Below are 21,735 nucleotides of genomic sequence, written 5' to 3'. Positions count from 1 at the left end.
AGGCTATCCGGTACCCGCCTTGTAGCCCACGCCCCGAACGGTGAGGATGATTTCCGGCCGCTCCGGATCCGGCTCGATCTTCGCGCGCAGCCGCTGCACGTGCACGTTGACCAGCCGGGTGTCCGCCGCGTGCCGGTAGCCCCACACCTGCTCCAGCAGGACCTCACGGGTGAACACCTGGCGCGGCTTGCGGGCCAGCGCGACCAGCAGGTCGAACTCCAGCGGCGTCAGCTTGACCTCCTCGCCGTCCCGGCTGACGGTGTGCGCCGGCACGTCGATGGTGATCTGGTTGCCGGGCGGGCCGATGGTCAGCATCTCCGGGGCGACGTCCTCGCCGCGCCGCAGCCGGGCCCGCATCCGGGCGACCAGCTCCTTGGGCTTGAACGGCTTGACCACGTAGTCGTCGGCACCGGACTCCAGGCCGAGCACCACGTCCACGGTGTCGCTCTTCGCCGTGAGCATCACGATCGGCACGCCGGATTCGGCCCGGATCGCCCGGGCCACGTCGATACCGCTCATACCGGGCAGCATCAGGTCGAGCAGGACGATGTCGGGTCGGTTGTCCCGGAACGCGGCCAACGCCCGTTCCCCGTCGGCGACGAAGGAGGGCAGGAAGCCCTCGCTGCGCAGGACGATGCCGAGCATCTCGGCGAGCGCGGGGTCGTCGTCGACCACCAGTACCCGGGCTCTCATGGGGTTTATGTTTCCATCCCCGTTCAGTCAGGTGGGATCGGCGTCACCCGGCACCGTACTGCCGGAGGAGGCGTCCCCGCACGTTCCACGCGGAACAACCGTTTCCCGTGGTCGCCGCCGCGGCTCACGCGACGTGCGGGTCCACCGGATCGAACCGGTCGTGTCACCATGATCCCCGGGCGCGCCGCCGCCCGCCACCAAGACCGCCAGGAGTACGCGTTGCCCGACGTCGGCCCGACCGCCGTGCTCCCCCGACGACCGCTCACCGTGGGCGAACTGCTCGACTCGGCGGTGCTGCTGCTGCGCGGCCAGGGCCGGCTGCTGATCCCGCTGGCCGCCCTGCTCGCCGTGGGCGAACAACTCCTCCTGCTGCCGCTGCGGCGGGCCGCCGGGGTCGACCCGCCGACCTGGGGACCGGACCTGGACAACTTCGGCTGGGTGTGGCTCATGCTGGCCGTCGGCGCGGGGACGGAGGCGGTGATCGTCACGCTGCTCGGCAACCCGGCCGCCCGGGCCGCCGGCGCCGCGCTGCTCGGCCGGCGCGCCGGCGTGGTCGAACTGCTCCGCCCCCGGGGCGCCCGATGGGGGGTGACCCTGCTGCTCGCCGCGCCCGTCGGCGCCCTCGTCCTGCTGGCCTCGCTGGCCGGGCCGGTCTGGCTGCTGGCGTTCGGGATGTGGGGCTCCCTCGCGGCGGCCCTGGTGCTCGACCGGGTGCCCGCCTGGCGGGCGCTCGACCGGGCGGCCGGGCTCGCGCTGCGCGACGGGGCCCGGGCGGCGGGCATCCGGCTGCTCGGCTACCTCGGCTGGTGGCTGCTGCGGGTCGGCCTCGCCCTCGGCGCCTACTACGGGCTGGCCTCGCTCGACCTGCTGGACCTGCGGGACGCCGGCGGGCGGACGCTGACCGCGATGGTTGTCTTCGCGGCGGTGAACGCCGTCGCGTACCCCGCCCTGGCCTGCCTGGACGCCGTGCTGCACCTGGACAACCGGATGCGCACCGAGGGGCTGGACATCCGGCTCTCCCGCTCCCCCGCCGGGCTGACCGAGCCCGTCCTGCTGGCGGCCGACCGATGAGCTTCAGCCGCTGGTGGACCGAGGCCGCCGGCGCGCTCGGCGACGTCGTCCCGCTGCCCCTCGCGGCGGTGGCCCTCCTGCTGGCCGCCGCGCTGGCGGCGCTGGCCTGGTACCACTTCCCCGCCTGGGTGCCCCGACGCCTGCCCCGGCTGCCCCGGTTCCGCCGGCCCCGGCTGCGGCTGAGGCGCCGGCGTCGCCGCCCGACGACAGCCGACCTGCCGGTGGCCGAGGTGCCCCGCCCGCGCGACGGCGGAACGGACGCGCCGACCGGCGCCGGCCTCTCGCTGGCCGACCGGCTGGCCGCCGAGGGACGTTTCGCCGAGGCGGTCCGGGAGCGGCTGCGCGGCATGGTCCGACGGCTGGTCGCCGTCGGGGCGGTGGAGCAACGCCCCGGCCTGACCGTGATCGAACTGGCCGACGAGGCGGCCCGCAACCGGCCCCCGGTCGAGGAGCCGTTGCGCGCGGCCGGCACGATCTTCTCCGAGGTCTGGTACGCCCACCGCCCCGCCTCGGCCGCGCACGACCGGCGGATGCGGGACCTCGCCGACGAACTCGACCGGGTGCTCGCCGGCCACCCGGAGGAGCCGCGATGACCGCCACCGCCGCGCCACCCGCGCCCGCGAAGACCGTCCCCGTCCGGCGACGGCGCCGGTGGCACCGGGTCGTGATCCCGTTCGCGCTCGCCGCCGTGCTGGTCACGGTGACCCTGGTCACCCACGCGGTGGACCAGCCCGACCCGGGTGACCGGGGTTTCCTCTCCCCGGTGACGACCGGCGACGACGGCGGCAGCCGGCTCGCCGAGGCGCTGCGCGGGCAGGGCGTCACCGTGCAGCGGGAGACGGACACCCTGCGGGCGCTGCTGGCGCTCGACGGCCGGCCGGCGACGCTCTTCGTACCGGCCCCGGAACTGCTGCACGCCGACACCGTCGGCGCGCTGGGCGACCTGCCCGCCGGCAGCCGGCTGGTGCTGGTCGACCCGTCGCGGCGCGTGCTGGAGTCGGTCGACCTGCCGGTGGCGCCCACCGACCGTCGCTGGGCCGCCCGCGCCGTCGACCCCGAGGCGGACGGGCGGGCGTGCCCGCTGCCCGAGGCGGACCGGGCCGGCACCGCCGCCGCCCGACTCCAGGGCTACGCCGCGGCCCCCGGCTACGCGGGCGACCTGCGCCGCTGCTACTCCGGCGGCCTGGTCCACCTGCCGTGGGCCGCCGACGTGGTGGTGATCGGCGCCAGCGACCCGTTCCGCAACGACCGGATCGGCGAGTGGGGCAACGAGGCGCTGGCCACCGGGCTGCTCGGCGTACGCGGCCGGGTGGTCTGGCTCGACCTGGACGGCCCCGCGCCGCCCCCGCACTTCGGCACCGGCAGCAGCGGCCCGCCGGCCTGGTCGCCGACCCCGGGCGGCTCCACCACCTGGGGCGACGGCAGCGGCACCGGGAACGGCGACCCAGGCGGTCCCGGCGGTCCCGGCGGTCCGGGCGGCGACAGCGACGACGGCGACAGCGACGAGCAGGACCAGGCCGACGGGCCGCCGCCGGAGGAGAACCCGCTCTGGTCGGCCTTCCCGTCCTGGTTCTGGGCGCTGCTGCTCCAGCTCGCCCTGGCCGCGCTGCTGGTGGTGCTCTGGCGCGCCCGCCGGCTCGGCCCACCCGTCGGCGAACCGCTGCCGGTGCAGGTCCGCGCCGCCGAGACGGTGCTCGGCCGGGCCCGGCTCTACCAGCAGGCCCGGGCGCGCGGCCCGGCCGCCGGTACGCTGCGCGCGGCCACCCTCGACCGGCTGCTGACCCGGCTCAACCTGCCCCCCACCACGCCGCCCGCCGAGGTCGCCGCATTCGTCGCCGCCCGCGCCGGCGGCACCGCCGACGAGGTCCACGAGCTGCTGTACGGGGCCGAGCCGAGCACCGACGCCGAACTGCTGGCGCTGGCCCGGTCACTGGACCGGGTGACCCGTACGGTCACCGCAGCCCCCGACCACCCGACCGAAGGAGACCCCCGGTGACCCACCCCGCCGCACCCGCCGCACCCGCGACCGCCGGCGCGGACGACGGCCGCGCCGCCCTGCACCGGCTGCGCGCCGAGGTGGCCAAGGCGGTCGTCGGGCAGGACGCCGTGGTCACCGGCCTGGTGATCGCGCTGCTCTGCCGGGGCCACGTGCTGCTGGAGGGCGTGCCCGGAGTGGCCAAGACGCTGCTGATCCGTACCGTCGCCACCGCGCTGGACCTCGGGTCGAAGCGGGTGCAGTTCACCCCCGACCTGATGCCCGGCGACGTCACCGGGTCGTTGATCTTCGACCCGCACACCGCCGCGTTCACCTTCCGCGAGGGGCCCGTCTTCACCAACCTGCTGCTCGCCGACGAGATCAACCGGACGCCGCCGAAGACCCAGTCGGCGCTGCTGGAGGTGATGGAGGAGCGGCAGGTCTCCGTCGAGGGGTCGCGCCGCCCGCTGCCCGACCCGTTCATCGTGGCCGCCACCCAGAACCCCATCGAGTACGAGGGCACCTACCCGCTGCCCGAGGCGCAGCTGGACCGGTTCCTGCTCAAGCTCACCGTGCCGCTGCCCACCCGGGACGAGGAGCTGGGCGTGCTGCGCGCCCACCACGCCGGCTTCGACCCGCGTGACCTGGCGGCGGCGGGCGTACGGCCGGTGGCCACCGCGGCCGACCTGGCCGCCGCGCGGGAGTCGGTCGGCCGGGTGTACGTCGCCGAGCCGGTCCTCGCCTACATCGTGGACCTGTGCCGGGCCACCCGGGCCACCCCGGCGCTGGAGCTGGGCGCCTCGCCCCGGGGCGCCACGGCCCTGCTCAGCACCGCCAAGGCGTGGGCCTGGCTGGCCGGACGGGACCACGTCACCCCGGACGACGTCAAGGCGACCGCCCGGCCGACGCTGCGGCACCGGCTGCGGTTGCGCCCGGAGGTCGAGCTGGAGGGCGTCGGGGTGGACGCGGTGCTGGACACGGTGCTCGCCACCGTGCCGACCCCGCGATGACCTGGCGGGCGGCCGTCCTGCTGCTGGTGGGCGCGCTGACCCTGCCGGCCTGGCCGGATCCGCTCTCCGGCGTCGCGGTGATGACCGGCACCGTGCTGCTGCTCTGCGCCCTGGACTGGGCGCTCGCCGCCCCGCTGCACGCGCTCACCGCCACCCGCGACGGCGACCGGTCGGTACGCCTCGGCGGCACCGCCACCGTCACGCTGCGCCTGACCAACACCTCCGGCCGTACGCTGCGCGCCCAGGTGCGCGACGCCTGGGTGCCCTCGGCGGGCGCGGTCGCGGACGTACCGCCGGAACGGGTGACCCGGGTGGAGCCCGGCGCGACGGCGGTGCTGCCCGGCCGGCTGACCCCGACCCGGCGCGGCGACCGGCCGGCGGTGGCCCTGACGGTGCGCTCGCACGGGCCGCTGGGGCTGGCCTTCCGGCAGCGGGCCGGGCGGCCCGCCACCCCGACCTGGACGCTACGGGTGCTGCCCCGCTTCGACTCCCGCCGGCACCTGCCGGAGAAGCTGTCCCGGCTACGGGTGATCGACGGCACGCAGGTGACCCGGGGCCGGGGCCAGGGGACCGAGTTCGACACCCTCCGCGAGTACGTGGTCGGCGACGACGTGCGCTCGATCGACTGGCGGGCCAGCGCCCGCCGGGCCGACGTGCTGGTACGCACCTGGCGCCCGGAGCGCGACCGACGGCTGGTCTGCGTGCTGGACACCGGCCGCACCTCGGCGGTACGGGTCGGCGACGAGCCCCGGCTGGACACCGCCATCGACGCGGCGCTGCTGCTCACCACGCTGGCCGCCCGGGCCGGCGACCGGGTCGACCTGCTCGCCGCCGACGCCGCGATCCGGGCCACGGTGACCGGCAGCGGCCGGCCGGCGCTGCTCAACCGGCTGGTGACCGCGCTCGCGCCGCTCCAGCCGGCCCTGGTGGAGACGGACTTCGAGCTGATCGCCGGGGAGATCCTGCGCCGGGAGCGGCAGCGCAGCCTGGTGGTCCTCTTCACCGCCCTGGAGGCGGGTGCGCTGGGCGAGGGGCTGCTGCCGGTGCTGCCCCGGCTGGCCGCGCGGCACCGGGTGGTGGTGGCGGCCGTGCACGATCCGGTGCTGACCGGCCTCACCACCGCCGAGCCGACCCGCCCCGGCGACGCGTACGCGGCGGCGGCGGGCTGGCGGGCCCTGGCGGAGCGGGGCCGGGTACGCGCCGCCCTGGCCCGCTACGGCGTCACCGTTGTCGACGCCCCGGCCGACCGCCTCGCCCCCACCGTCGCCGACACCTACCTCCGCCTCAAGGCCCTCGGCCAACTCTGACCCCCCGGGTCAGGGACGGGTGGGGTGCCAGGCGCGGGTCGGGTCGGCGGAGGGCCAGAGTTCGGCCAGCCAGGGGTCGGTGCGCTCGGCGCGGGCGGACTCGGCGAGGACCGCGCGGCGACCGAGGACGACGACGTACGCGAGGAAACCCAGCCAGACGGCGGCACCGACACCCACCCGCAGCACGGTCGGCACCGGCGCCGGGGTCACGAAGGCCTCCAGCAGCGCGGAGACGGCGAAGAGCCCGACCAGGCCGACGGCGACCAGGATCGCCGAGCGTCCCGCCTCGGCCACCGCCCGCCCCCGGGTCAGGTGCGCCGGCGGCGAGATCCATGCCCAGGCGGTCCGCAGCCCCACCCCGGCCGCGACGAACACCCCGGTCAGTTCGAGCAGCCCGTGCGGGGTGATCAGGCCGAAGAAGACGTCGGCCCGGCCGTAGGAGACCATCACCCCGCCCACCACGCCGACGTTGAGCGCGTTCTGCCAGAGCAGGTAGAACACCGGCACGACGAGCACCCCGGACGCCAGGCACTGGGCCGCGATCCAGGCGTTGTGCGTCCACAGGTGGAAGGCGAAGGTCGGCGCGGAGAACTCGGTGTAGTAACCGGCGAAGCCGGAGTCGACGAGGTCGGCCGCCGCCTCCGGGCCGATGAACGCCGCAGCGGTGTCCGGGTTCCCGGCGACGTACCAGATCAGGAAGAAGCTGAGCGCGGTGAAGCCGGTCGACACCGCGCACCACCAGGGCCACGCCCGGTAGACCGCCCCCGGGAAGCCGACGAGCAGGAACCGGCCCACCGCCGCCCAGGACGGGCCACGCCGCCCGGCGATCCGGGCCCGGGCCCGCAGCACGAGCTGGGAGAGACGGCTGACCAGGGCCGGATCGGGTGAGCGGCTGCGCAGCGCGGAGAGGTGGGTGGTGGCCCGCTGGTAGAGCGCCACCAGCTCGTCGATCTCGTCGGCGTCCGGCCGACGCCGGCCACAGAGCTGGTCCAGCCGACGCCACTCGTGTTCGTGCTCGGCGACGTACGCGTCGAGATCCACTCGTCCTCCCCCGTCCGGCGCTCATAGTGTTCACTGTGCGGGTGACCGCGCAACCACCGGTGCCCGCCCCGACCGGCACGGCGGGCCGTACCCCGGCCTGGGCCGACGCCGGCCTGGTCAGCGGCGAGGCCGTCGAGCTGGACGTACGCGCCGCCCGACTCGGCTCCCGGGTGCTGGCGCTGCTGCTGGACATCGTCGCCCAGGCGGTGCTGACGGTGCTGCTGGCGATCCTGCTGAGCGCGCTGGCGGCGCAACTGCTGCCCTCGGGGCTGGTCGACGGCGCCTTCTTCGAGGGCCTCGCGACGGTCTTCCTCGTGTTCGCGCTGGTCGGCTACCCGGTGCTCTTCGAGCGCTTCTGCCACGGGCGCACGCCGGGCAAGATGGCGGTCGGCCTGCGGGTGGTCAGCGCCGACGGCGGCCCGGTCGGGCTGCGGCAGTCGCTGACCCGGGCGCTGGTCGGGGTGGCGGTGGAGTGGCCCGGCCTGGTGCTGCCCCTGCTGAGCTGGGTGGCCGGCGTGACGGTGATGCTGACCGACCGGCGCGGGCGACGACTGGGCGACCTGGTGGCCGGCACGATGGTGGTGCACACCCGTACGGCCCAGTCGTGGCGTCCGGCCCCGATGATCATCCCGCCGCTGGTCGGCTGGGCCGTCACGCTGGACCTGACCCGGATGGACGACGCGCTGGCGCTGGCCGTACGGCAGTACCTGACCCGGGCGCACGGGTTCGCCGAGCCGTCCCGGACCCGGCTGGCGCAGGGGCTGTGGAGCGAGGTGGCGGCGGTGACCTCCCCACCCCCGCCGCGGGGCGTACCGGAGCCGCTGCTCCTCGCCGCGGTGCTGGCCGAACGGAACCGTCGGGGGGCGCTGCGGCTACGCCGTACCCGAGCGGTGAACGCCGGCCTGTGGCCGGAGCTGAACCCGGCCCCGCAGCTCACCCCCGCCCCGCGGCTCACTCCGGCGTCCACCGCCTCGCCGGCGTCCACACCGGCCGCCGTTCGCCCGTCGGTCCCCGCCGCCCGCACCGGCCCGCCGACGCTCGGCTGAGCATGAGGCTGCCGTCGGGCGGGACGACGCGGCGCACCGCCGACGTCATGATCGGCGAGGTCGGGCCGGACGAGGTCGTGCGGAGGGGGGCGCAGGTGAGAGGGTTCGGTCCCTGGCTGGCGGTGCTGGCGGTGGTCGTCTTGCTCAGCGCGCTGCGCCTGCGCGCCCTCGCCACCCTGGTCTCGCTCACCTGGCTGGCCTGGTGCGTCTGGACCTGGATCCGCCCCGACCGGCGGCGCAACGGCCCGCGCTGACCTCCCGCCCCGTCCCACGAGGGAGTCGAGCGTCGGCGAAACGGGCCGGTCGGGGCCGGGAGCCGGCGCGAAGCGCCGGGGGACGCCGGGCGCGGGCGTACCCGAAGAGCAGACCGGGCCGGCCGCGCGGCGGCCGACCCGGTCTGCGGACGGAACTCAGTAGCGGTAGTGCTCCGGCTTGAACGGGCCCTCCACCGCAACGCCGAGGTACGCGGCCTGCTCCTTGGTGAGCTCGGTCAGCTTGGCGCCGAGGGCGCCCAGGTGCAGCCGGGCGACCTTCTCGTCCAGGTGCTTCGGCAACACGTACACGCCGACCGGGTACTCGTCGGTCTTGGTGTACAGCTCGATCTGGGCGATCGTCTGGTTGGCGAACGAGTTCGACATGACGAAGCTCGGGTGGCCGGTGGCGTTGCCCAGGTTCAGCAGACGACCCTCGGAGAGCACGATGATGGCGTGGCCGTCGTCGAAGCGCCACACGTCGACCTGCGGCTTGATGTTCTCCCGGGTGACGTCCGAGCGCTTCGCCAGACCGGCCATGTCGATCTCGTTGTCGAAGTGGCCGATGTTGCCGACGATGGCCTGGTGCTTCATCCGGGCCATGTGCTCGTTGGTGATGACGTCGAAGCAGCCGGTCGCGGTGATGAAGATGTCGGCCTGCTCGACCACGTCCTCCAGGGTGGCGACCTGGTAGCCGTCCATCGCCGCCTGGAGCGCGCAGATCGGGTCGACCTCGGTCACCACGACCCGGGCGCCCTGGCCGCGCAGCGACTCGGCGCAGCCCTTGCCCACGTCGCCGTAGCCGAGCACGACGGCCATCTTGCCGCCGATGAGCACGTCGGTGGCGCGGTTGATGCCGTCGATGAGCGAGTGGCGGCAGCCGTACTTGTTGTCGAACTTGCTCTTGGTGACCGAGTCGTTGACGTTGATGGCCGGGAAGAGCAGGGTGCCGGCGCGGTGCATCTCGTAGAGGCGGTGCACGCCGGTGGTGGTCTCCTCGGTCACGCCCTTGATGGTGGAGGCGACCCGGGTCCACCGCTGGCCGTCCTCGGCCAGCGAGCGGTGCAGCAGCTGCAGGATGACCGCGTACTCCTCGGAGTCGGCGGACTCGACCGGCGGGACGACGCCGGCCTTCTCGAACTCGACGCCCTTGTGGACGAGCAGGGTGGCGTCACCACCGTCGTCGAGGATCATGTTGGGGCCCTGGCCGTCCGGCCAGTTCAGCACCTGCTCGGTGCACCACCAGTACTCCTCGAGGGTCTCGCCCTTCCAGGCGTAGACCGGGACGCCGGCGGGGGCCTCGGGGGTCCCCTCGGGGCCCACCACGATCGCCGCGGCGGCGTGGTCCTGGGTCGAGAAGATGTTGCAGGACGCCCAGCGGACCTGCGCGCCGAGCGCGACCAGGGTCTCGATCAGGACGGCGGTCTGGATGGTCATGTGCAGCGAGCCGGTGATGCGTGCGCCGGCCAGCGGCTGCGCGTCGGCGAACTCGCGACGGATGGCCATCAGGCCGGGCATCTCGTGCTCGGCGAGCCGGATCTCCTTGCGCCCGAACTCGGCGAGCGACAGATCCGCCACCTTGTAGTCGCCCTCGGCGAGGGTGCTCGGCCGGGCGCCGCTGGTGGACGCCGGGAGGGTGCTGGTCATGGAAGCTCCTGTCGAACGTTGTGCTGCGCGACCCTCCACCTTACGCGCGTGCCCGTGGGCCGCAGGGAGCACCGCCGTGAATGTGCGGGAACAGCGCACGGGGCGGTCGGTGTGGACTGAGTCTCCGTCCACGGCCGGCCGCCCCGTGCATCCCCCCGGTTTGGTTCCCCCGCACGTTCCCGGACCTTCGTCACGACAACGCTGCGTACCCATAGAGTCACACTCGGCCACCGACGAGTCAAGCTATTTCGGGAAAGTCGGACTCGTGTCGTCCGGGCGGAGTCACCCATGACCCCACGTGCCAACTCAGTGGGTGCCGCAGGTGGCGACGAACGCCTCACCCTCGCCGGAGAAGACCAGCGGTTCCGCGACGGCCGTGCCCACCGCGGCCTGCCCCGGGCCGATGGTGACCACACCGGCCCCGTCGTCCACCGAGAGCTTGCCGGCCCGGCAGAGCACCACCCGGGGCCCCGGCAGCGGCAGCCGCACCTGCGGCGTAGCGGCGTCCACCGTCACCCGGTGCAACGCGAAGTCGTCCACCGGCACGGGCCAGCAGACCACCCCCGGGGCCACCGGCCGCGCGGTGACCACCGGGTCGGCCAGCACCTCGAACCGGAGCACCCGCAGCAGCTCGTCGACGTCCACGTGCTTCGGGGTGAGCCCCCCGCGCAACACGTTGTCGCTGGCCGCCATGACCTCCACGCCGGTGCCCCGCAGGTAGGCGTGCAGGTTGCCGGCCGGCATCCAGATCGCTTCCCCCGGCGCCAGCGTCACGTGGTGCAGCAGCAGCGCCACCAGCACCCCCGGATCGCCCGGGTAGCCGGCGGCCAGGGCCCGCGCCAGCTCGGCGTCCGGGCCGGCGACGTCCGCCGCCACCACCGCCTCGACCAGCCCGGCCCGCTCCGCCGCCGGCCAGGTCAGCAGCAGGCGTACGGCCTCCCGGAGCCCTCCCGGCCCGGCGCGCAGCGCCGCCACCACCGGCTCCAGCGCCGGTACGCCGAACGCGGCGAGCACCCGCGCCGATTCGGCCGGTTCCCGGAAACCGCAGAGCGCCTCCATCGGCGAGATGGCGACCAGCAGCTCCGGCTTGTGGTACGGGTCGACGTAGTTGCGGTGCCCGCCGGTGCGTGCCGCGTCGGCGGCGTGCCCGGCCCGGGCCTGTTCGGCGTCCGGGTGGGCCTGCAGGCTCAGCGGGGCGTCCGCGGCGAGCACCTTCATCAGGAACGGCAGCCGGGTGCCGAACCGGTCGACCACCCGCTCGCCGAGCCAGTGGTCCGGCTCGGCGACCAGCAGGTCGACCAGGCTCACCCGGTCGCCGTCCCGGTCGACCATGGCCGGGGCGCCCGGGTGGGCGCCCAGCCACAGTTCCGCCTCCGGCCCGTCGCTGGGCACCGGACGCCCCTGCAACTCGGCGATGGCCGAGCGGGACCCCCAGGCGTAGTCGCGAATCGGCCCGTACAGCAGTTCCACGCTCAGCTCCCGGCCCGCTCCGACACCTCGTCCGAACCGGCCTCGGACCGCGCCGCGTCCGCCCGCCCGGCGGCGGCTGCCGGGTTGTAGATGTCCGGCTCCAGGTAGATGACCCGGGCGAGCGGCACCGCAGCCCGGATCCGGGCCTCGACCGTGTTGATGTCGCGGGCCAGCTTCTCGGTGTTGTCGCAGGGCGGCACGCCGATCTTCGCGGCGACCATCAGCTCCTCGGGACCCAGGTAGAGCGTCTTCATGTGGATGATCCGCTCGACCTCGGGGCCGTCGGTGACCGCCCGCTCGATCGCGGCCACGTCGTGCTGCTCGGCACCCTCACCGAGCAGCAGGCTCTTGGTCTCGATGGCCAGGATGATCGCGATCGTCACCAGCAGCACACCGATCATCGCGGTGCCGGCGGCGTCCCACTTGCCGTTGCCGGTGATCAGGGTCATGCCGACGCCGAAGAGCGCGAAGACCAGACCGACCAGCGCGCCCAGGTCCTCCAGCAGCACCACCGGCAGCTCGGGGGCCTTGGCCCGGCGGACGAACTTCACCCAGGACTGGTTGCCCCGGACGTGGTTCGACTCCACGATGGCGGTCCGGAACGAGAACGACTCCATGATGATCGCGGCCACCAGCACCACGATCGGCACCCACTGCCAGCTGGTGATGCCCTCCGCGTGCGACCACTTGTGGTACGCCTCGTACAGGGCGAACAGGCCACCGACGGTGAACAGCACGATCGACACGATGAACGCGTAGACGTAGCGCTCCCGGCCGTATCCGAAGGGGTGCTGCGGGGTGGCCTCCCGCTTGGCCCGCTTACCGCCGAGCAGCAGCAGACCCTGGTTGCCGGAGTCGGCCACCGAGTGGATCGACTCCGCCAGCATCGACGACGAACCCGTCAGCAGGAAGGCGATGAACTTGGTGACGGCGATGCCGACGTTGGCCAGCAAGGCGGCGACGATCGCCTTCGTCCCGCCATTGGCACTCACGCCGCCGCTCCGCTCCGCTGCGCGGCGGCGCGAGGCGCCGCACTGCTGAGCCGAGTAGTTCGCTCCCTACGGTCGCTCACTGGTTTGCCAGCTCCTTCATTTCCGTGATCGCCGGGACCGCCATCGGGTCCAGGCCGTGGGCCAGAGCGAGGTAGATCGAGGCGAAGTCGGGCACCGCGACCAGCGAGGCGAGCCGCTCCAGCGCGGAGCCGCCCTCGGCGGTCACCACGTCGCAGCGCACCCCGCGTCGCTCGGCGAGGGTCTGCACCGCGTCGGCGCGGCGCTCCTCGACGGCGAGCGGCTCGTCGGTGTCGTCCTCCGCGTTCAGGCCACCGTCGCGCAGCAGCACCAACCGCAGCCGGGTCGGGTCGGCCTCGACGTCGGCCGGGTCGGCGAAGATGTCCCGCGTCGACTCGACCAGCCCGCCGAACGCACCGTCGAGCAGGCCGACCCGCCCTCGGCCGGCCTCACCGAGCGCCCCGGTCACCACCGGGTAGCGGGCGTTGGCCGAGAGGGTGTCGCCGAAGCGTCGCGCCGCGACCGTGGCCAGCGGGGACGACCCCCAGACGATCGGGATCGACCCGGCCAGCCCCAGCGCCAGCGACTTCGCCGGGTTGACGAAGGACTCGGCGGTCGGACGGCACCGGTCGGCGTCGGCGTCCAGCCGGGCCGCGGTCTCCGCCAGATCCGCCTCGTTGACCTTCACGAGGCCGAGCGTACGGGCGGCCAGCAGGACCGGCACGGTGAGCGCCCAGAGGCTGGCCCGGGCCGGGGCGCGCCGAGGCACCGGGATGAACGGCGCACGGGCCCGCTCCGCCACCGACTGCAGCTGCGAGTCCGGCGCGCCGACCGCGACCAGGCGGGCCCCCCGACGCTGCGCGGCCTCGGCGGCGCCCAGCGCCTCGGGGCTGCGGCCGGAGGCGCTGACCGCGATCACCACGTCGGCCGCGCCGACCCAGCCGGGCACGCCGGCGCTGCGGTGCGGGATCACCGGCACCGGGCAGCGCGGCCCGGCGACCGTGGCGAGCACGTCACCGGTACGCCCGGCGGTGCCGATGCCGGCGATGACGACCGCGCGGGGGCGGCCCTCGTCCTCCAGCAGTTGCAGGTTCGCCTCGGCGGCCAGGGCCGCCGACTCGCGTACCTGGGCGCCCGCGGAGGCGGTGAAGCGCAGCATGCCGCCCGGGTCCTGCTCGGCGAAGGTGTCCGGGTCGTCCAGCACGCTCTCGTCGGCCACCCGCCGGCCGCGGACGCCGGCCGTCCCGTCCATCACCGCTGCGCCTCCGGCCCGCCGCGCGCCTCGTCCAGCAGCAGCACCGGCACGTCGTCGCGGACCTCGAAGACGCGGCCGCACTCGGTGCAGGTCAGGGTCTGCGCCTGCGCGTCGTAGTCGAGCGGGGCGTGGTGTGTGTCCGGGCAGGCGAGGATCTCGAGCAACTGCGGGTCCAGGGCCACGGTGCGGCTCCTTCCACTGTGCGGTCGTCGTCGGCCGGCGGTGCCGACCGGCGCTGGGGATCTTATCGGCGAACCCGCTCCAGCACCTCGTCGCGCAGCGAGATCATCCGCTCCTCGGTCGGGCCCTCGACGTTGAGCCGCAGCAACGGCTCGGTGTTGGAGGCGCGCAGGTTGAACCACGCCCCGTCGGGGAAGCGCAGGGTCAGCCCGTCCAGCTCGTCGACCTCCGCCTCCGGGTACGCGGCGCGCACCTCGGCGACCTTCGCCGCCTGGTCCGCGACCGTGGAGTTGATCTCACCGGAGGCGACGTACCGCTCGAAGACGCCGGCCAGGACCGACAGCGGCTGGGACTGTTCGCCCAGCGCGGCCAGCGTGTGCATGGCGGCGAGCATGCCGGTGTCGGCGAACCAGAAGTCGCGGAAGTAGTAGTGCGCGGAGTGCTCGCCGCCGAAGATCGCATTGGTCCGGGCCATCTCGGCCTTGATGAAGGAGTGCCCGACCCGGGCCACCACCGGCTCGCCCCCGTGCTCCCGGATGATCTCCGGCACCGCGCGGGAGGTGATCAGGTTGTGGATCACCGTGGAGCCGGGGTGCTTGGCCAGCTCCCGGGCCGCGACCAGGGCGGTGATCGCCGACGGGGAGACCGGCTCGCCCCGCTCGTCGACGACGAAGCAGCGGTCGGCGTCCCCGTCGAAGGCCAGGCCGATGTCCGCGCCGTGCGCGACCACGGCACGCTGCAGGTCCACCAGGTTCTTCGGGTCCAGGGGGTTCGCCTCGTGGTTGGGGAAGGTGCCGTCCAGCTCGAAGTAGAGCGGCACGATCTCCAACGGCAGGGCGGGCAGGGCGGCGTCACCGAGCACCGTGGGCACCGTGTGCCCACCCATGCCGTTGCCCGCGTCCACGACCACCTTCAGCGGCCGGATGGTCGACAGGTCGACCAGCTTGCGCAGGTGGGCGGCGTAGTCGGCGAGCAGGTCCCGCCGCTCGGCCGGGGCCACCGGCTCACCGGCCGGACGCTCACCGCGGTCCAGCAGGGCCCGGGCCCGGTCCCGGATGTCGGCCAGGCCGCTGTCCTGCCCGATGGGACGAGCGCCGGAGCGACACATCTTGATGCCGTTGTACTGCGCCGGGTTGTGGCTGGCGGTGAACATCGCCCCGGGCAGGTCCAGCGCGCCGGAGGCGTAGTAGAGCATGTCGGTGGAGGCCAACCCCAGCTCGATCACGCGCCGCCCCTCGGCCCGGACGCCGGCCGCGAAGGCCGCCGCCAGGCCCGGACCGGTGGCCCGCATGTCGTGCGCGATCAGCACCGCCTCGCCCGGCTCACCGGCGGCGTCGAGGACCTGGGTGAACGCGGCCCCGAGGGCCTCGGCCGTACGCTCGTCCCACTGGTCGGGCACCGTCCCCCGGACGTCGTACGCCTTCACGATCTGGGACAGGTCAGACACCGGTTTCGCTCCTCGCCAGCAGGTCGTCAACGAACCTGAGCGTAACGGAGCGGACGGGTCCGTCCCGTCCTAGCCGGGCAGGCGGGGCATCACCGTCGTCGCGTCGCCGCCCGAAGCCGCCGGAGGCGGGGTCTGCGGGGCGGGCGGCGCCGAGGTGGGCCGCTGCGGCGCCGGGTGCGGGCGGTCCGGCGCGGCCGGGGCGCCGTACACGCCGCCGGTCGGGCGGGACGCCGGGTTGACCGTCGGGTACGCGCCGGGGCTGCCGTAGAGACCGCCGGAGCGGGGCGCGGGAGCGGCCTGCTGGCCGTACACCTGGCCGGTCGGCGCGGGGGTGCCGCCCGGCAGCCCGCCGCCGGAGCGGTAGGTGGTCGGACCGGGGTTGCGCGGCAGCGGCACACCCGGGTGGGCCGACGGCTCCTCGACGTGCGAGCGGTCCTTGCGGTTGTTGCGGACGAGGAGGGCGATCAGCCCGACGCCGACGGCGACCAGGGCGATGCCGAACCACATGAGCATGGATCCTCCGGAGGACTCTTCGGCAGCGGCGGTGGCCTGGCCGGTGGTCGGGGCGGCCGGGACGGCCTGGTTCGGCTCGTCCGTGGCGAGGGTCTCGATCGCGCTCGGGCTGGGGGTCGGGGTGGGCCTGCTGCTCGGCGTCGGGGAGGCGGCGGCCCGACCACCGACCCGGGAGGTGTCCACGGCGCGGCCGATGAGCCGGCCGGCCGCGGTCGTCGCCTCGCCGACCACCTCCAACCGGCCCGCGGGTGCGCCCGCGAGGAACGCGACCCGGTACCGGACGGTGATGCTCTTCCCCTTGCACAACGTCGCATCGGCCGGCGAGGTACGGGCGGTGGCCACGCTGCCACCCCCACCGGAGACCGACACCGGGAACCAGCGGCCTCCGACGTTCACCTGTACCCGCACCCGGTCGGGGTTCAATCCCGTCAGGCGCAGCCCGAGCGAACTGCGCAGCAGCACGCACCCGTCCGTACGCCTGCGCACCTCCAGGGAGACGCCGCCGGGAGAGCCACCGGCGGCGAAGCTGCTCGCCGCGCGGACCCCGACCCGATCGGAGTCCGCGTACACGGGAGCGGCGCCGACGACCAGCAGGCCGCCCAGCAGCGCGCCCGCCGTCACCAGGCGCGCCAGGTGCCGACGCACCGACATCTCCACCTCACCGTCTCTGCCCCACCGGGGTCCGGCGGTCAGGCTACTACCGGGTCACCGGGTCCCTCGCCCATTGAACGCTCCACATGTGTGCGGCATTACCCTGCCGGCCGTGGCCTGGATCACGCCGGCCGTGCCGCTGCCGCGGCTGCCAGGGCGGCGGCGAGGGCGTCGCGGCAGAGCCGGTCGGCGGCCCGGGTGGTCTCCGGCAGCCGGTAGCGCGGGGTGAGGGCCAGCACCTGCTCGACGGCGTTGCCGAGGCTCATCCGGTGCCCGACGCTGACGAAGACCGGCTTCACCCCGTCGCGGGTACGCAGCACCCGCCCCACCGTCTCGCCCCGGTCCACCAGCGGGGCGCCGGCGCCGCGCTCCCGCGCCGGCTCGGTCCACTCCCCGACCAGCGGGGTCTTGCCCACCCCGATCGCCGGCAACCCGGTGACCACGCCCAGGTGGCAGGCCAACCCGAACCGGCGCGGGTGGGCCAGCCCGTGCCCGTCGCAGACCAGCAACTCGGGGCGGGTGGTCAACCGGTCCAGCGCGGCCAGCAGCGCCGGCATCTCCCGGAAGGCGAACAGCCCCGGCACGTACCCGAACGCCGGCCGTTCCACGGCGACCGCCCGGTCCACCACGGCGAGCGTCGCGGTGTCGAGCACGGTCACCGCCGCCGCCAGCAGGTCACCGCTCTCCGCGTACGCCACGTCGAGGCCGGCCACCGTCGCGGGCCGGCGAGGGCCCGGCCCGACCAGGTCGGTGAGCGGTCGCAACCGATCCTGTACGGCCACCGCCTCGGCCACGGTGCGCGGCCGGTCCCGGATCTGATGCTGGCCTTGACCCATGGCTTGTTCAGTCACTACCACTCGGAGAAGCATTGGCTTCGTGAAACCTTTGAGTAATCACGTCTTCGGCGGGCAACGGCGGCCCCCCGCTGACCAAGGCCGCGACGCGTTCAGCCACCTCTCGCCCCACCTCCTCATATCGGTCGATGTTCCGATAATCGTCGAGGAACCGCACCACTAACTCCGGGTTGTAGGACCACGTTTTCTTGCGGTGATCCCACAGCAGGGCGTCACCCGTCGCCGCCTCCATAACGAAGACCCCGGACGGCTTACTCCGGTCAGCATTACGATACAGAACGTAATATGTCAACATTCTCCGGCCCCAACCCGTCGATCAAGCTCATCGCAACAGGAAAGTCGTCGGACGACAATCCGAAGTCTCGGACGACATCCGAGAATGACCTACCGCCAGCCCTCAGGCCACGCAGATACGTCCGCCACAATTTGCCGTTCCTGGTGACCCACTTCGCGAAGGTAGCATCCTTCTCTGGGAAGCGATCAGCGAGGCCGTGCGGTATGCGACTCGACATGCCGTGCTCACGGTTTACAGACAACATTCGCAAGAATGCGTGAACACGCTCAGTCGGCGTTCGCGCCAACTGACGAAGAACCTCGTACTCGTCGTGGGTCTCAAGCCATGCTTCCTTCGAAGCCTCAGTATGGAGCTGAAGTTCGAACGTTTGCCCAGATGGCGAACGAAGGGTGGCGTTAAATCCGTAGAAACGGTTACCGGCACGCCAGAAATTCTTGCACGCCCCGTCATCCGCCTCGAACCCTAGCCGCCTCAACTCCGCCAGCACATATTCGACCGACTGCACGTAGCGGCTCCCACCCGGCAGTACGAGACAGAACCTCAGAACATCGTTCACATCCTCAGCGAAGTCCTCGACCGGGATCTGCTCCGCTGCAGCCTCGTCCAGAAATTTTCGAGCAAGCGAGTTGAAGTCCTTGACTCTGTGCTCCGCGCCCGTCAGGTACAACGGCCCCTGCAACCCGAGTTGCCCTACGGCATGCGTGCCGATAGCGACAAGAGCGTCCTGTACGGCCTCAGCGGAACTATCGGCTCGAGTGTGCAGTTCCCTCAATACCCGACTCTCGCTGGGTGTCAACTCAGCCAATACGCCAGCGGCAGCACCCTCGCCCTGATCGGGCGGCTCCTTTCCACCCGCCTCTGAAGGCTCTCCCTGGAACGCCTTTCCACTGGGGGTGCCCAACGGGGGGAGCCTGCTGTCCAACCGCTCCAAGGTGCGGCGCGGGCCGTACGGCTCATCCGGCAGGGCGCTGAATCGCCCCGGGGCCAGTCCGTCCAGCGGCATCGGTCGCCCGTCCCCACCGAGGACCAACACGTCGATGCCGACCACGTTGTCCTCGTGGGCCACCCCGGCGTGCCCGTACAGCGGCTGGTCACGGACCGCGCCGCTCTGCGGATCCAGGTAGAGGATGGTGCCGTTCTGGTTGAGCGCGACCCAGGCGTGCGAGCCTCCGCCCTCCCACTCGGTGATGAGGAAGGCGTAGCTCCCGTGGCCACCGAGCTGCAACTGGTACTGAAGGTTGTCGAAGCGGCGGTCGACGGCGTGGCCCGTCAGGTTCGGGCTCCACTCCTCGTCCTCAGGGATCCCGAAGAGCCGCTGGAAGCGCCCGCCGGTCACCTCCTCCACCCGCGCGGGACCGCCCTGCTCGCCCATGATCGGCCGCGAGATGTCGCCGTCGGTGTAGCCGTCGAAGGTGCGCGGCGCCGAGACCCGGGGCCGGCCGTGCACCCAGGTGTCGTAGAGCGACAGCGTGCAGTCGAGGCAGTTGATGCCCCGGGTGGAGTCGGCCTGCGGCCCTCCGTCGTTGGCGAGCGCGAACCACCCGCCCTGACGGGGGTCGGCGGTGCGGACCACGCTACCGTCGGCGTTACGCGGCATCGCCCGTTCGAGGTCGGTCTGGTGCAGCGCCAGCGGCGGCCGTAGCCCGCCCCACCGCCCGTAGGGACGGGAACGGTCGATCGGCGGCGGGTGATCGTCCCAGGTCAACGCCGACCAGTCACTCGTCTCCACCGCACCGGGGGCCAACTCGGCGACGTCATCGTTGATCCGCTGGAAGTCGGCCGCATTCTCGATGACGACGTCGCCTCGCAGGAATCCACCGTCCTGGACGGCGTCGGCCCTGTCGGCGAACTCGTACGAGTCCCGCTCGGCGACCTCACTGGCCTTGAACATGTGCTCGGCGCGCAGAGTCAGTCCGGCTCCCGCGAACTCACGAGCCCGTCGTTTCAACCAGCGCGCACGGTCGAGGTAGCTGCTGGCCGACCGGCGCAGCCGAGCTACGAAGTCCTCACGTCTCCGCTCCTCGTACCAAGCGCGTTGTGACTCGAAGTACCCCTGGTAGCGGCGACGCTCCAGCGCTTCACGATCTGCGGCCCACTTGGCGGCATACCACTCGGGCGTCCTCGGGCGAAGCTCCTCACTGCCATGGCTCGGCGAGGGCGACATGGGAGGCGGAACGTCGGACGGTGGCGGTGTGGCCGTCTTGGGTGCCAGCACCTCCAGCTCGGGGAAGCGGTTCAGCGTCCGTGCCGTGCTGGCGTTGCTGTTTCGCTCCGTCTGCGCACCGCCCGGGTTCGGCGTCGGATCCGCACCGATCTCCGAAGACTGCCGTGGAACGGAGGGCGGAGCGACGGCCGAGGCGGCGGAATGGGATGCCGCCACCGGGTTATGGGACACCGCCGTCCCGGCTCGAATGTTCTGCGAATCGAAGGGTGGCGTGCCGCTGGCCGAGGACATGCCCCCGGCCGCCACACTGGCGGATGCGACCGAAGGCGCGGATGTCCCCACGCTGCTAGAGATCACCGCCGGAGCGGACGGCGTCGCGGGTGAGGCGGTAACCGGGCCGGCTGTCGCCGTGGTGGCCGTCGTTGTCAGTTGGGCGGTCGACTGACCCGCCGTCGTCGGCACGTCGGCCGTCTGGTGCGGAAGCGACGGCGAACCCTCGGCCGCTACCGAGGAGAGCGTTGCGCTGGCCGAACTGGAGCCGCTCCCGGTCGACCCGTCGGCAACAACAGCGCCGGGCGACACGGCGGGGCTCGCCGTCGATCCCATGTCATCGATCAGAGCGTGCGGCGCACCACTCGTGGCGGCGGCGACCGGGCCAGGCAGCGTGGCGGACACGGGGCCGTCGTGGACGCCTACGGCAGCGACACCGGCGTTCGACACGGCCGGCGTGGACGTGCCCGCGTCGGCGTCTGCGCTCGGAGGGGAGGGGACCTCGCCTGCGGCCGTCACCGGTGACGGCGCAAGCGGCAGGTCCATCGGTGGCACGGGTGCCGCGAGCGCGCCCAACTGGCTGTCCAGGCGGGCGCGCAGCGCGGCGTCCGCCTGGCCGGTCGCGGAGCCGGTGGCGCCGGACACGGCCGCCCGGGCCGCGTCCTCCGGTGACAGCACGCCCTGGCCGGTGGCCAGGCTCGCGGCCCCCTCGGCCATCGTCTCGCCGGTCATCTCCCGGCCGAAGTGCTCGGCGATGCGCCCACCCCGCCCCTGGGCGTGCCGTCCCAGTCCGGCCAGGGGCGCCACCGCGCCGCCGGCCAGGCCACCGACGGCCGACGCGCCCAGGTCGGCCATGTCCAGGCCGTCGCGTCGCCCGGTGGTGTTCTGGTACGCCTGCGTGGCGAGGTTGATCCCGGACTCCTCCGCCGCCTCCTCCAGCCCGCCCCTGAGGGAACGCTTGCCGAGCCCGCGCATGCCGTCCTTGGTCACCTGCTTGGCGGCCCGCTCCCCGGCCTCCTTGAGGCCGGCCTTGAGCTCCTTCTTCGCGAGCTGCGCCAGCAGGCGCTTGAAGATCTGCTGGACCAGGACCCGGGTGGCGGTGATCGCCGCTGCGGCGGCCGGCGACGCCGCACCTGCGGTCAGCACCGCCGCCACGGCCAGCGAGATCAGCTCGACGACGAGGATGCCCAGCTCGATCCAGACTTCCAGCTTGGCGCCCTCGATGTCGCAACCGCACTCCTCCACGAGCCGGCCCAGGTCGCTGCTGACCGCGAGCAGGACGGCCAGCGGGGCGTCGTCGCCCTCGGCCACCCGCCGCCAGGCGGTGTCGAACGCCTCGGCCACCAGACCGACGCCGCCGTACCCGCTGCGCACCTCGGCGGCGGCGGTGATCGCGTCGTCCCGGGGACCGGTCAGCGCCGACGCGACCGCGTACCACTCGTCGGCGAGCTCCCAGACGGCGCGCTCGTCACCCTCGGGCCACTCCACCCCGATGACCCAGTCGAAGGCTTCGTAGACCCAGCCCGGCAGGTCCCAGGGGCTGTACCGGAGCGGATGCGGAATCGGGCTCGGCAGGATGCTCACG

19 protein-coding genes are annotated in these 21,735 nt (G+C 73.6%); 7 read left to right on the top strand and 12 right to left on the bottom strand.

The genetic code is table 11. The features are described 5' to 3' along the window. Window positions 1-3: 3 nt before the first annotated feature. Entirely contained in the window at window positions 4-693 is a 690-nt protein-coding gene (gene mtrA / locus ACPFP2_RS13270; RefSeq protein WP_088977546.1) for an MtrAB system response regulator MtrA, read from the bottom strand. Window positions 694-912: 219 nt separating this feature from the next. On the opposite strand from mtrA, the gene ACPFP2_RS13265 reads away from it, so the two are divergent. From ACPFP2_RS13265 to ACPFP2_RS13245, 5 genes are read left to right on the top strand one after another with little or no spacing between them, the layout of a single operon-like run. After that, window positions 913-1,764 carry a hypothetical protein gene (locus tag ACPFP2_RS13265; RefSeq protein WP_424089394.1) on the top strand — a complete coding sequence of 284 codons (852 nt, stop codon included), beginning with the start codon at window positions 913-915 and terminating at the stop codon, window positions 1,762-1,764. Continuing rightward, a complete protein-coding gene (locus tag ACPFP2_RS13260; RefSeq protein ID WP_424089392.1) occupies window positions 1,761-2,357 on the top strand; it encodes a DUF4129 domain-containing protein in 597 nt (198 codons plus the stop codon). Before ACPFP2_RS13265 ends, ACPFP2_RS13260 begins: the two co-directional genes overlap by 4 nt. Continuing rightward, window positions 2,354-3,760, top strand: a complete 1,407-nt coding sequence (locus ACPFP2_RS13255; protein WP_424089390.1) for a DUF4350 domain-containing protein — start codon at window positions 2,354-2,356, stop codon at window positions 3,758-3,760. The genes ACPFP2_RS13260 and ACPFP2_RS13255 overlap by 4 nt, the downstream gene beginning before the upstream one ends. Beyond that, window positions 3,757-4,749: an AAA family ATPase gene (locus tag ACPFP2_RS13250; RefSeq protein WP_424089389.1), complete on the top strand. Its 993-nt coding sequence runs from the start codon at window positions 3,757-3,759 to the stop codon at window positions 4,747-4,749. Before ACPFP2_RS13255 ends, ACPFP2_RS13250 begins: the two co-directional genes overlap by 4 nt. Beyond that, a complete protein-coding gene (locus ACPFP2_RS13245) occupies window positions 4,746-6,056 on the top strand; it encodes a DUF58 domain-containing protein (protein WP_424089387.1) in 1,311 nt (436 codons plus the stop codon). The genes ACPFP2_RS13250 and ACPFP2_RS13245 overlap by 4 nt, the downstream gene beginning before the upstream one ends. Before the next feature lie 9 nt (window positions 6,057-6,065). Here ACPFP2_RS13245 and ACPFP2_RS13240 read toward each other — a convergent pair whose 3' ends face one another. Then, on the bottom strand, window positions 6,066-7,097 hold the full coding sequence (locus ACPFP2_RS13240; protein WP_424089385.1) for a stage II sporulation protein M: 1,032 nt from the start codon (window positions 7,095-7,097) through the stop codon (window positions 6,066-6,068). Between the two features lie 41 nt (window positions 7,098-7,138). On the opposite strand from ACPFP2_RS13240, the gene ACPFP2_RS13235 reads away from it, so the two are divergent. Together ACPFP2_RS13235 and ACPFP2_RS13230 are read left to right on the top strand one after the other, a co-directional pair. Next, window positions 7,139-8,143: an RDD family protein gene (locus ACPFP2_RS13235; protein WP_424089383.1), complete on the top strand. Its 1,005-nt coding sequence runs from the start codon at window positions 7,139-7,141 to the stop codon at window positions 8,141-8,143. Between the two features lie 2 nt (window positions 8,144-8,145). Next, window positions 8,146-8,397, top strand: a complete 252-nt coding sequence (locus tag ACPFP2_RS13230) for a hypothetical protein (protein ID WP_424089382.1) — start codon at window positions 8,146-8,148, stop codon at window positions 8,395-8,397. A gap of 156 nt (window positions 8,398-8,553) precedes the next feature. Here the strand turns inward: ACPFP2_RS13230 and ahcY are convergent, their stop codons facing one another. From ahcY to ACPFP2_RS13180, 10 genes are all read right to left on the bottom strand, one after another. After that, complete coding sequence (gene ahcY / locus ACPFP2_RS13225) at window positions 8,554-10,041, bottom strand: adenosylhomocysteinase (protein WP_424089380.1); 1,488 nt, start codon at window positions 10,039-10,041, stop codon at window positions 8,554-8,556. Between the two features lie 306 nt (window positions 10,042-10,347). Beyond that, on the bottom strand, window positions 10,348-11,511 hold the full coding sequence (gene manA, locus ACPFP2_RS13220) for a mannose-6-phosphate isomerase, class I (protein WP_424089378.1): 1,164 nt from the start codon (window positions 11,509-11,511) through the stop codon (window positions 10,348-10,350). A gap of 2 nt (window positions 11,512-11,513) precedes the next feature. After that, on the bottom strand, window positions 11,514-12,503 hold the full coding sequence (locus ACPFP2_RS13215; protein WP_424089377.1) for a cation diffusion facilitator family transporter: 990 nt from the start codon (window positions 12,501-12,503) through the stop codon (window positions 11,514-11,516). Between the two features lie 76 nt (window positions 12,504-12,579). Further along, window positions 12,580-13,776: an SIS domain-containing protein gene (locus ACPFP2_RS13210; protein WP_424089375.1), complete on the bottom strand. Its 1,197-nt coding sequence runs from the start codon at window positions 13,774-13,776 to the stop codon at window positions 12,580-12,582. Next, a complete protein-coding gene (locus ACPFP2_RS13205) occupies window positions 13,773-13,958 on the bottom strand; it encodes a Trm112 family protein (RefSeq protein ID WP_088963849.1) in 186 nt (61 codons plus the stop codon). Before ACPFP2_RS13205 ends, ACPFP2_RS13210 begins: the two co-directional genes overlap by 4 nt. Before the next feature lie 62 nt (window positions 13,959-14,020). Then, the gene (locus ACPFP2_RS13200; protein ID WP_424089372.1) at window positions 14,021-15,403 is read right to left on the bottom strand and encodes a phosphomannomutase/phosphoglucomutase; all 1,383 of its coding nucleotides are present in this window, start codon (window positions 15,401-15,403) and stop codon (window positions 14,021-14,023) included. Window positions 15,404-15,472: 69 nt separating this feature from the next. After that, the gene (locus ACPFP2_RS13195) at window positions 15,473-16,567 is read right to left on the bottom strand and encodes a hypothetical protein (protein ID WP_424089370.1); all 1,095 of its coding nucleotides are present in this window, start codon (window positions 16,565-16,567) and stop codon (window positions 15,473-15,475) included. Between the two features lie 122 nt (window positions 16,568-16,689). Further along, complete coding sequence (nfi, locus tag ACPFP2_RS13190) at window positions 16,690-17,403, bottom strand: deoxyribonuclease V (protein ID WP_424089368.1); 714 nt, start codon at window positions 17,401-17,403, stop codon at window positions 16,690-16,692. A 7-nt stretch (window positions 17,404-17,410) separates the two neighbouring features. Beyond that, window positions 17,411-17,653 carry a hypothetical protein gene (locus tag ACPFP2_RS13185; protein ID WP_424089366.1) on the bottom strand — a complete coding sequence of 81 codons (243 nt, stop codon included), beginning with the start codon at window positions 17,651-17,653 and terminating at the stop codon, window positions 17,411-17,413. Between the two features lie 34 nt (window positions 17,654-17,687). Beyond that, window positions 17,688-21,734 (bottom strand): toxin glutamine deamidase domain-containing protein, encoded by a 4,047-nt coding sequence (locus ACPFP2_RS13180; RefSeq protein ID WP_424089364.1) that lies wholly within the window; start codon window positions 21,732-21,734, stop codon window positions 17,688-17,690. Window position 21,735: the final 1 nt, after the last annotated feature.

It is taken from the genome of Micromonospora citrea, assembly GCF_049629545.1.
Classification (GTDB): Bacteria; Actinomycetota; Actinomycetes; order Mycobacteriales; family Micromonosporaceae; genus Micromonospora; species Micromonospora citrea_A.
The sequence above is the reverse complement of the archived record's forward strand: the minus strand, read 5'-3'. Positions and strand labels throughout refer to the sequence as shown.

Coding starts and splice junctions, on each gene's coding strand:
- ahcY (WP_424089380.1), bottom strand. CDS start 10,041: ATGACCAGCACCCTCCCGGCGTCCACCAGCGGCGCCCGGCCGAGCACC.
- mtrA (WP_088977546.1), bottom strand. CDS start 693: ATGAGAGCCCGGGTACTGGTGGTCGACGACGACCCCGCGCTCGCCGAG.
- ACPFP2_RS13230 (WP_424089382.1), top strand. CDS start 8,146: ATGAGGCTGCCGTCGGGCGGGACGACGCGGCGCACCGCCGACGTCATG.
- ACPFP2_RS13255 (WP_424089390.1), top strand. CDS start 2,354: ATGACCGCCACCGCCGCGCCACCCGCGCCCGCGAAGACCGTCCCCGTC.
- nfi (WP_424089368.1), bottom strand. CDS start 17,403: ATGGGTCAAGGCCAGCATCAGATCCGGGACCGGCCGCGCACCGTGGCC.
- ACPFP2_RS13195 (WP_424089370.1), bottom strand. CDS start 16,567: ATGTCGGTGCGTCGGCACCTGGCGCGCCTGGTGACGGCGGGCGCGCTG.
- ACPFP2_RS13260 (WP_424089392.1), top strand. CDS start 1,761: ATGAGCTTCAGCCGCTGGTGGACCGAGGCCGCCGGCGCGCTCGGCGAC.
- ACPFP2_RS13185 (WP_424089366.1), bottom strand. CDS start 17,653: ATGGAGGCGGCGACGGGTGACGCCCTGCTGTGGGATCACCGCAAGAAA.
- ACPFP2_RS13245 (WP_424089387.1), top strand. CDS start 4,746: ATGACCTGGCGGGCGGCCGTCCTGCTGCTGGTGGGCGCGCTGACCCTG.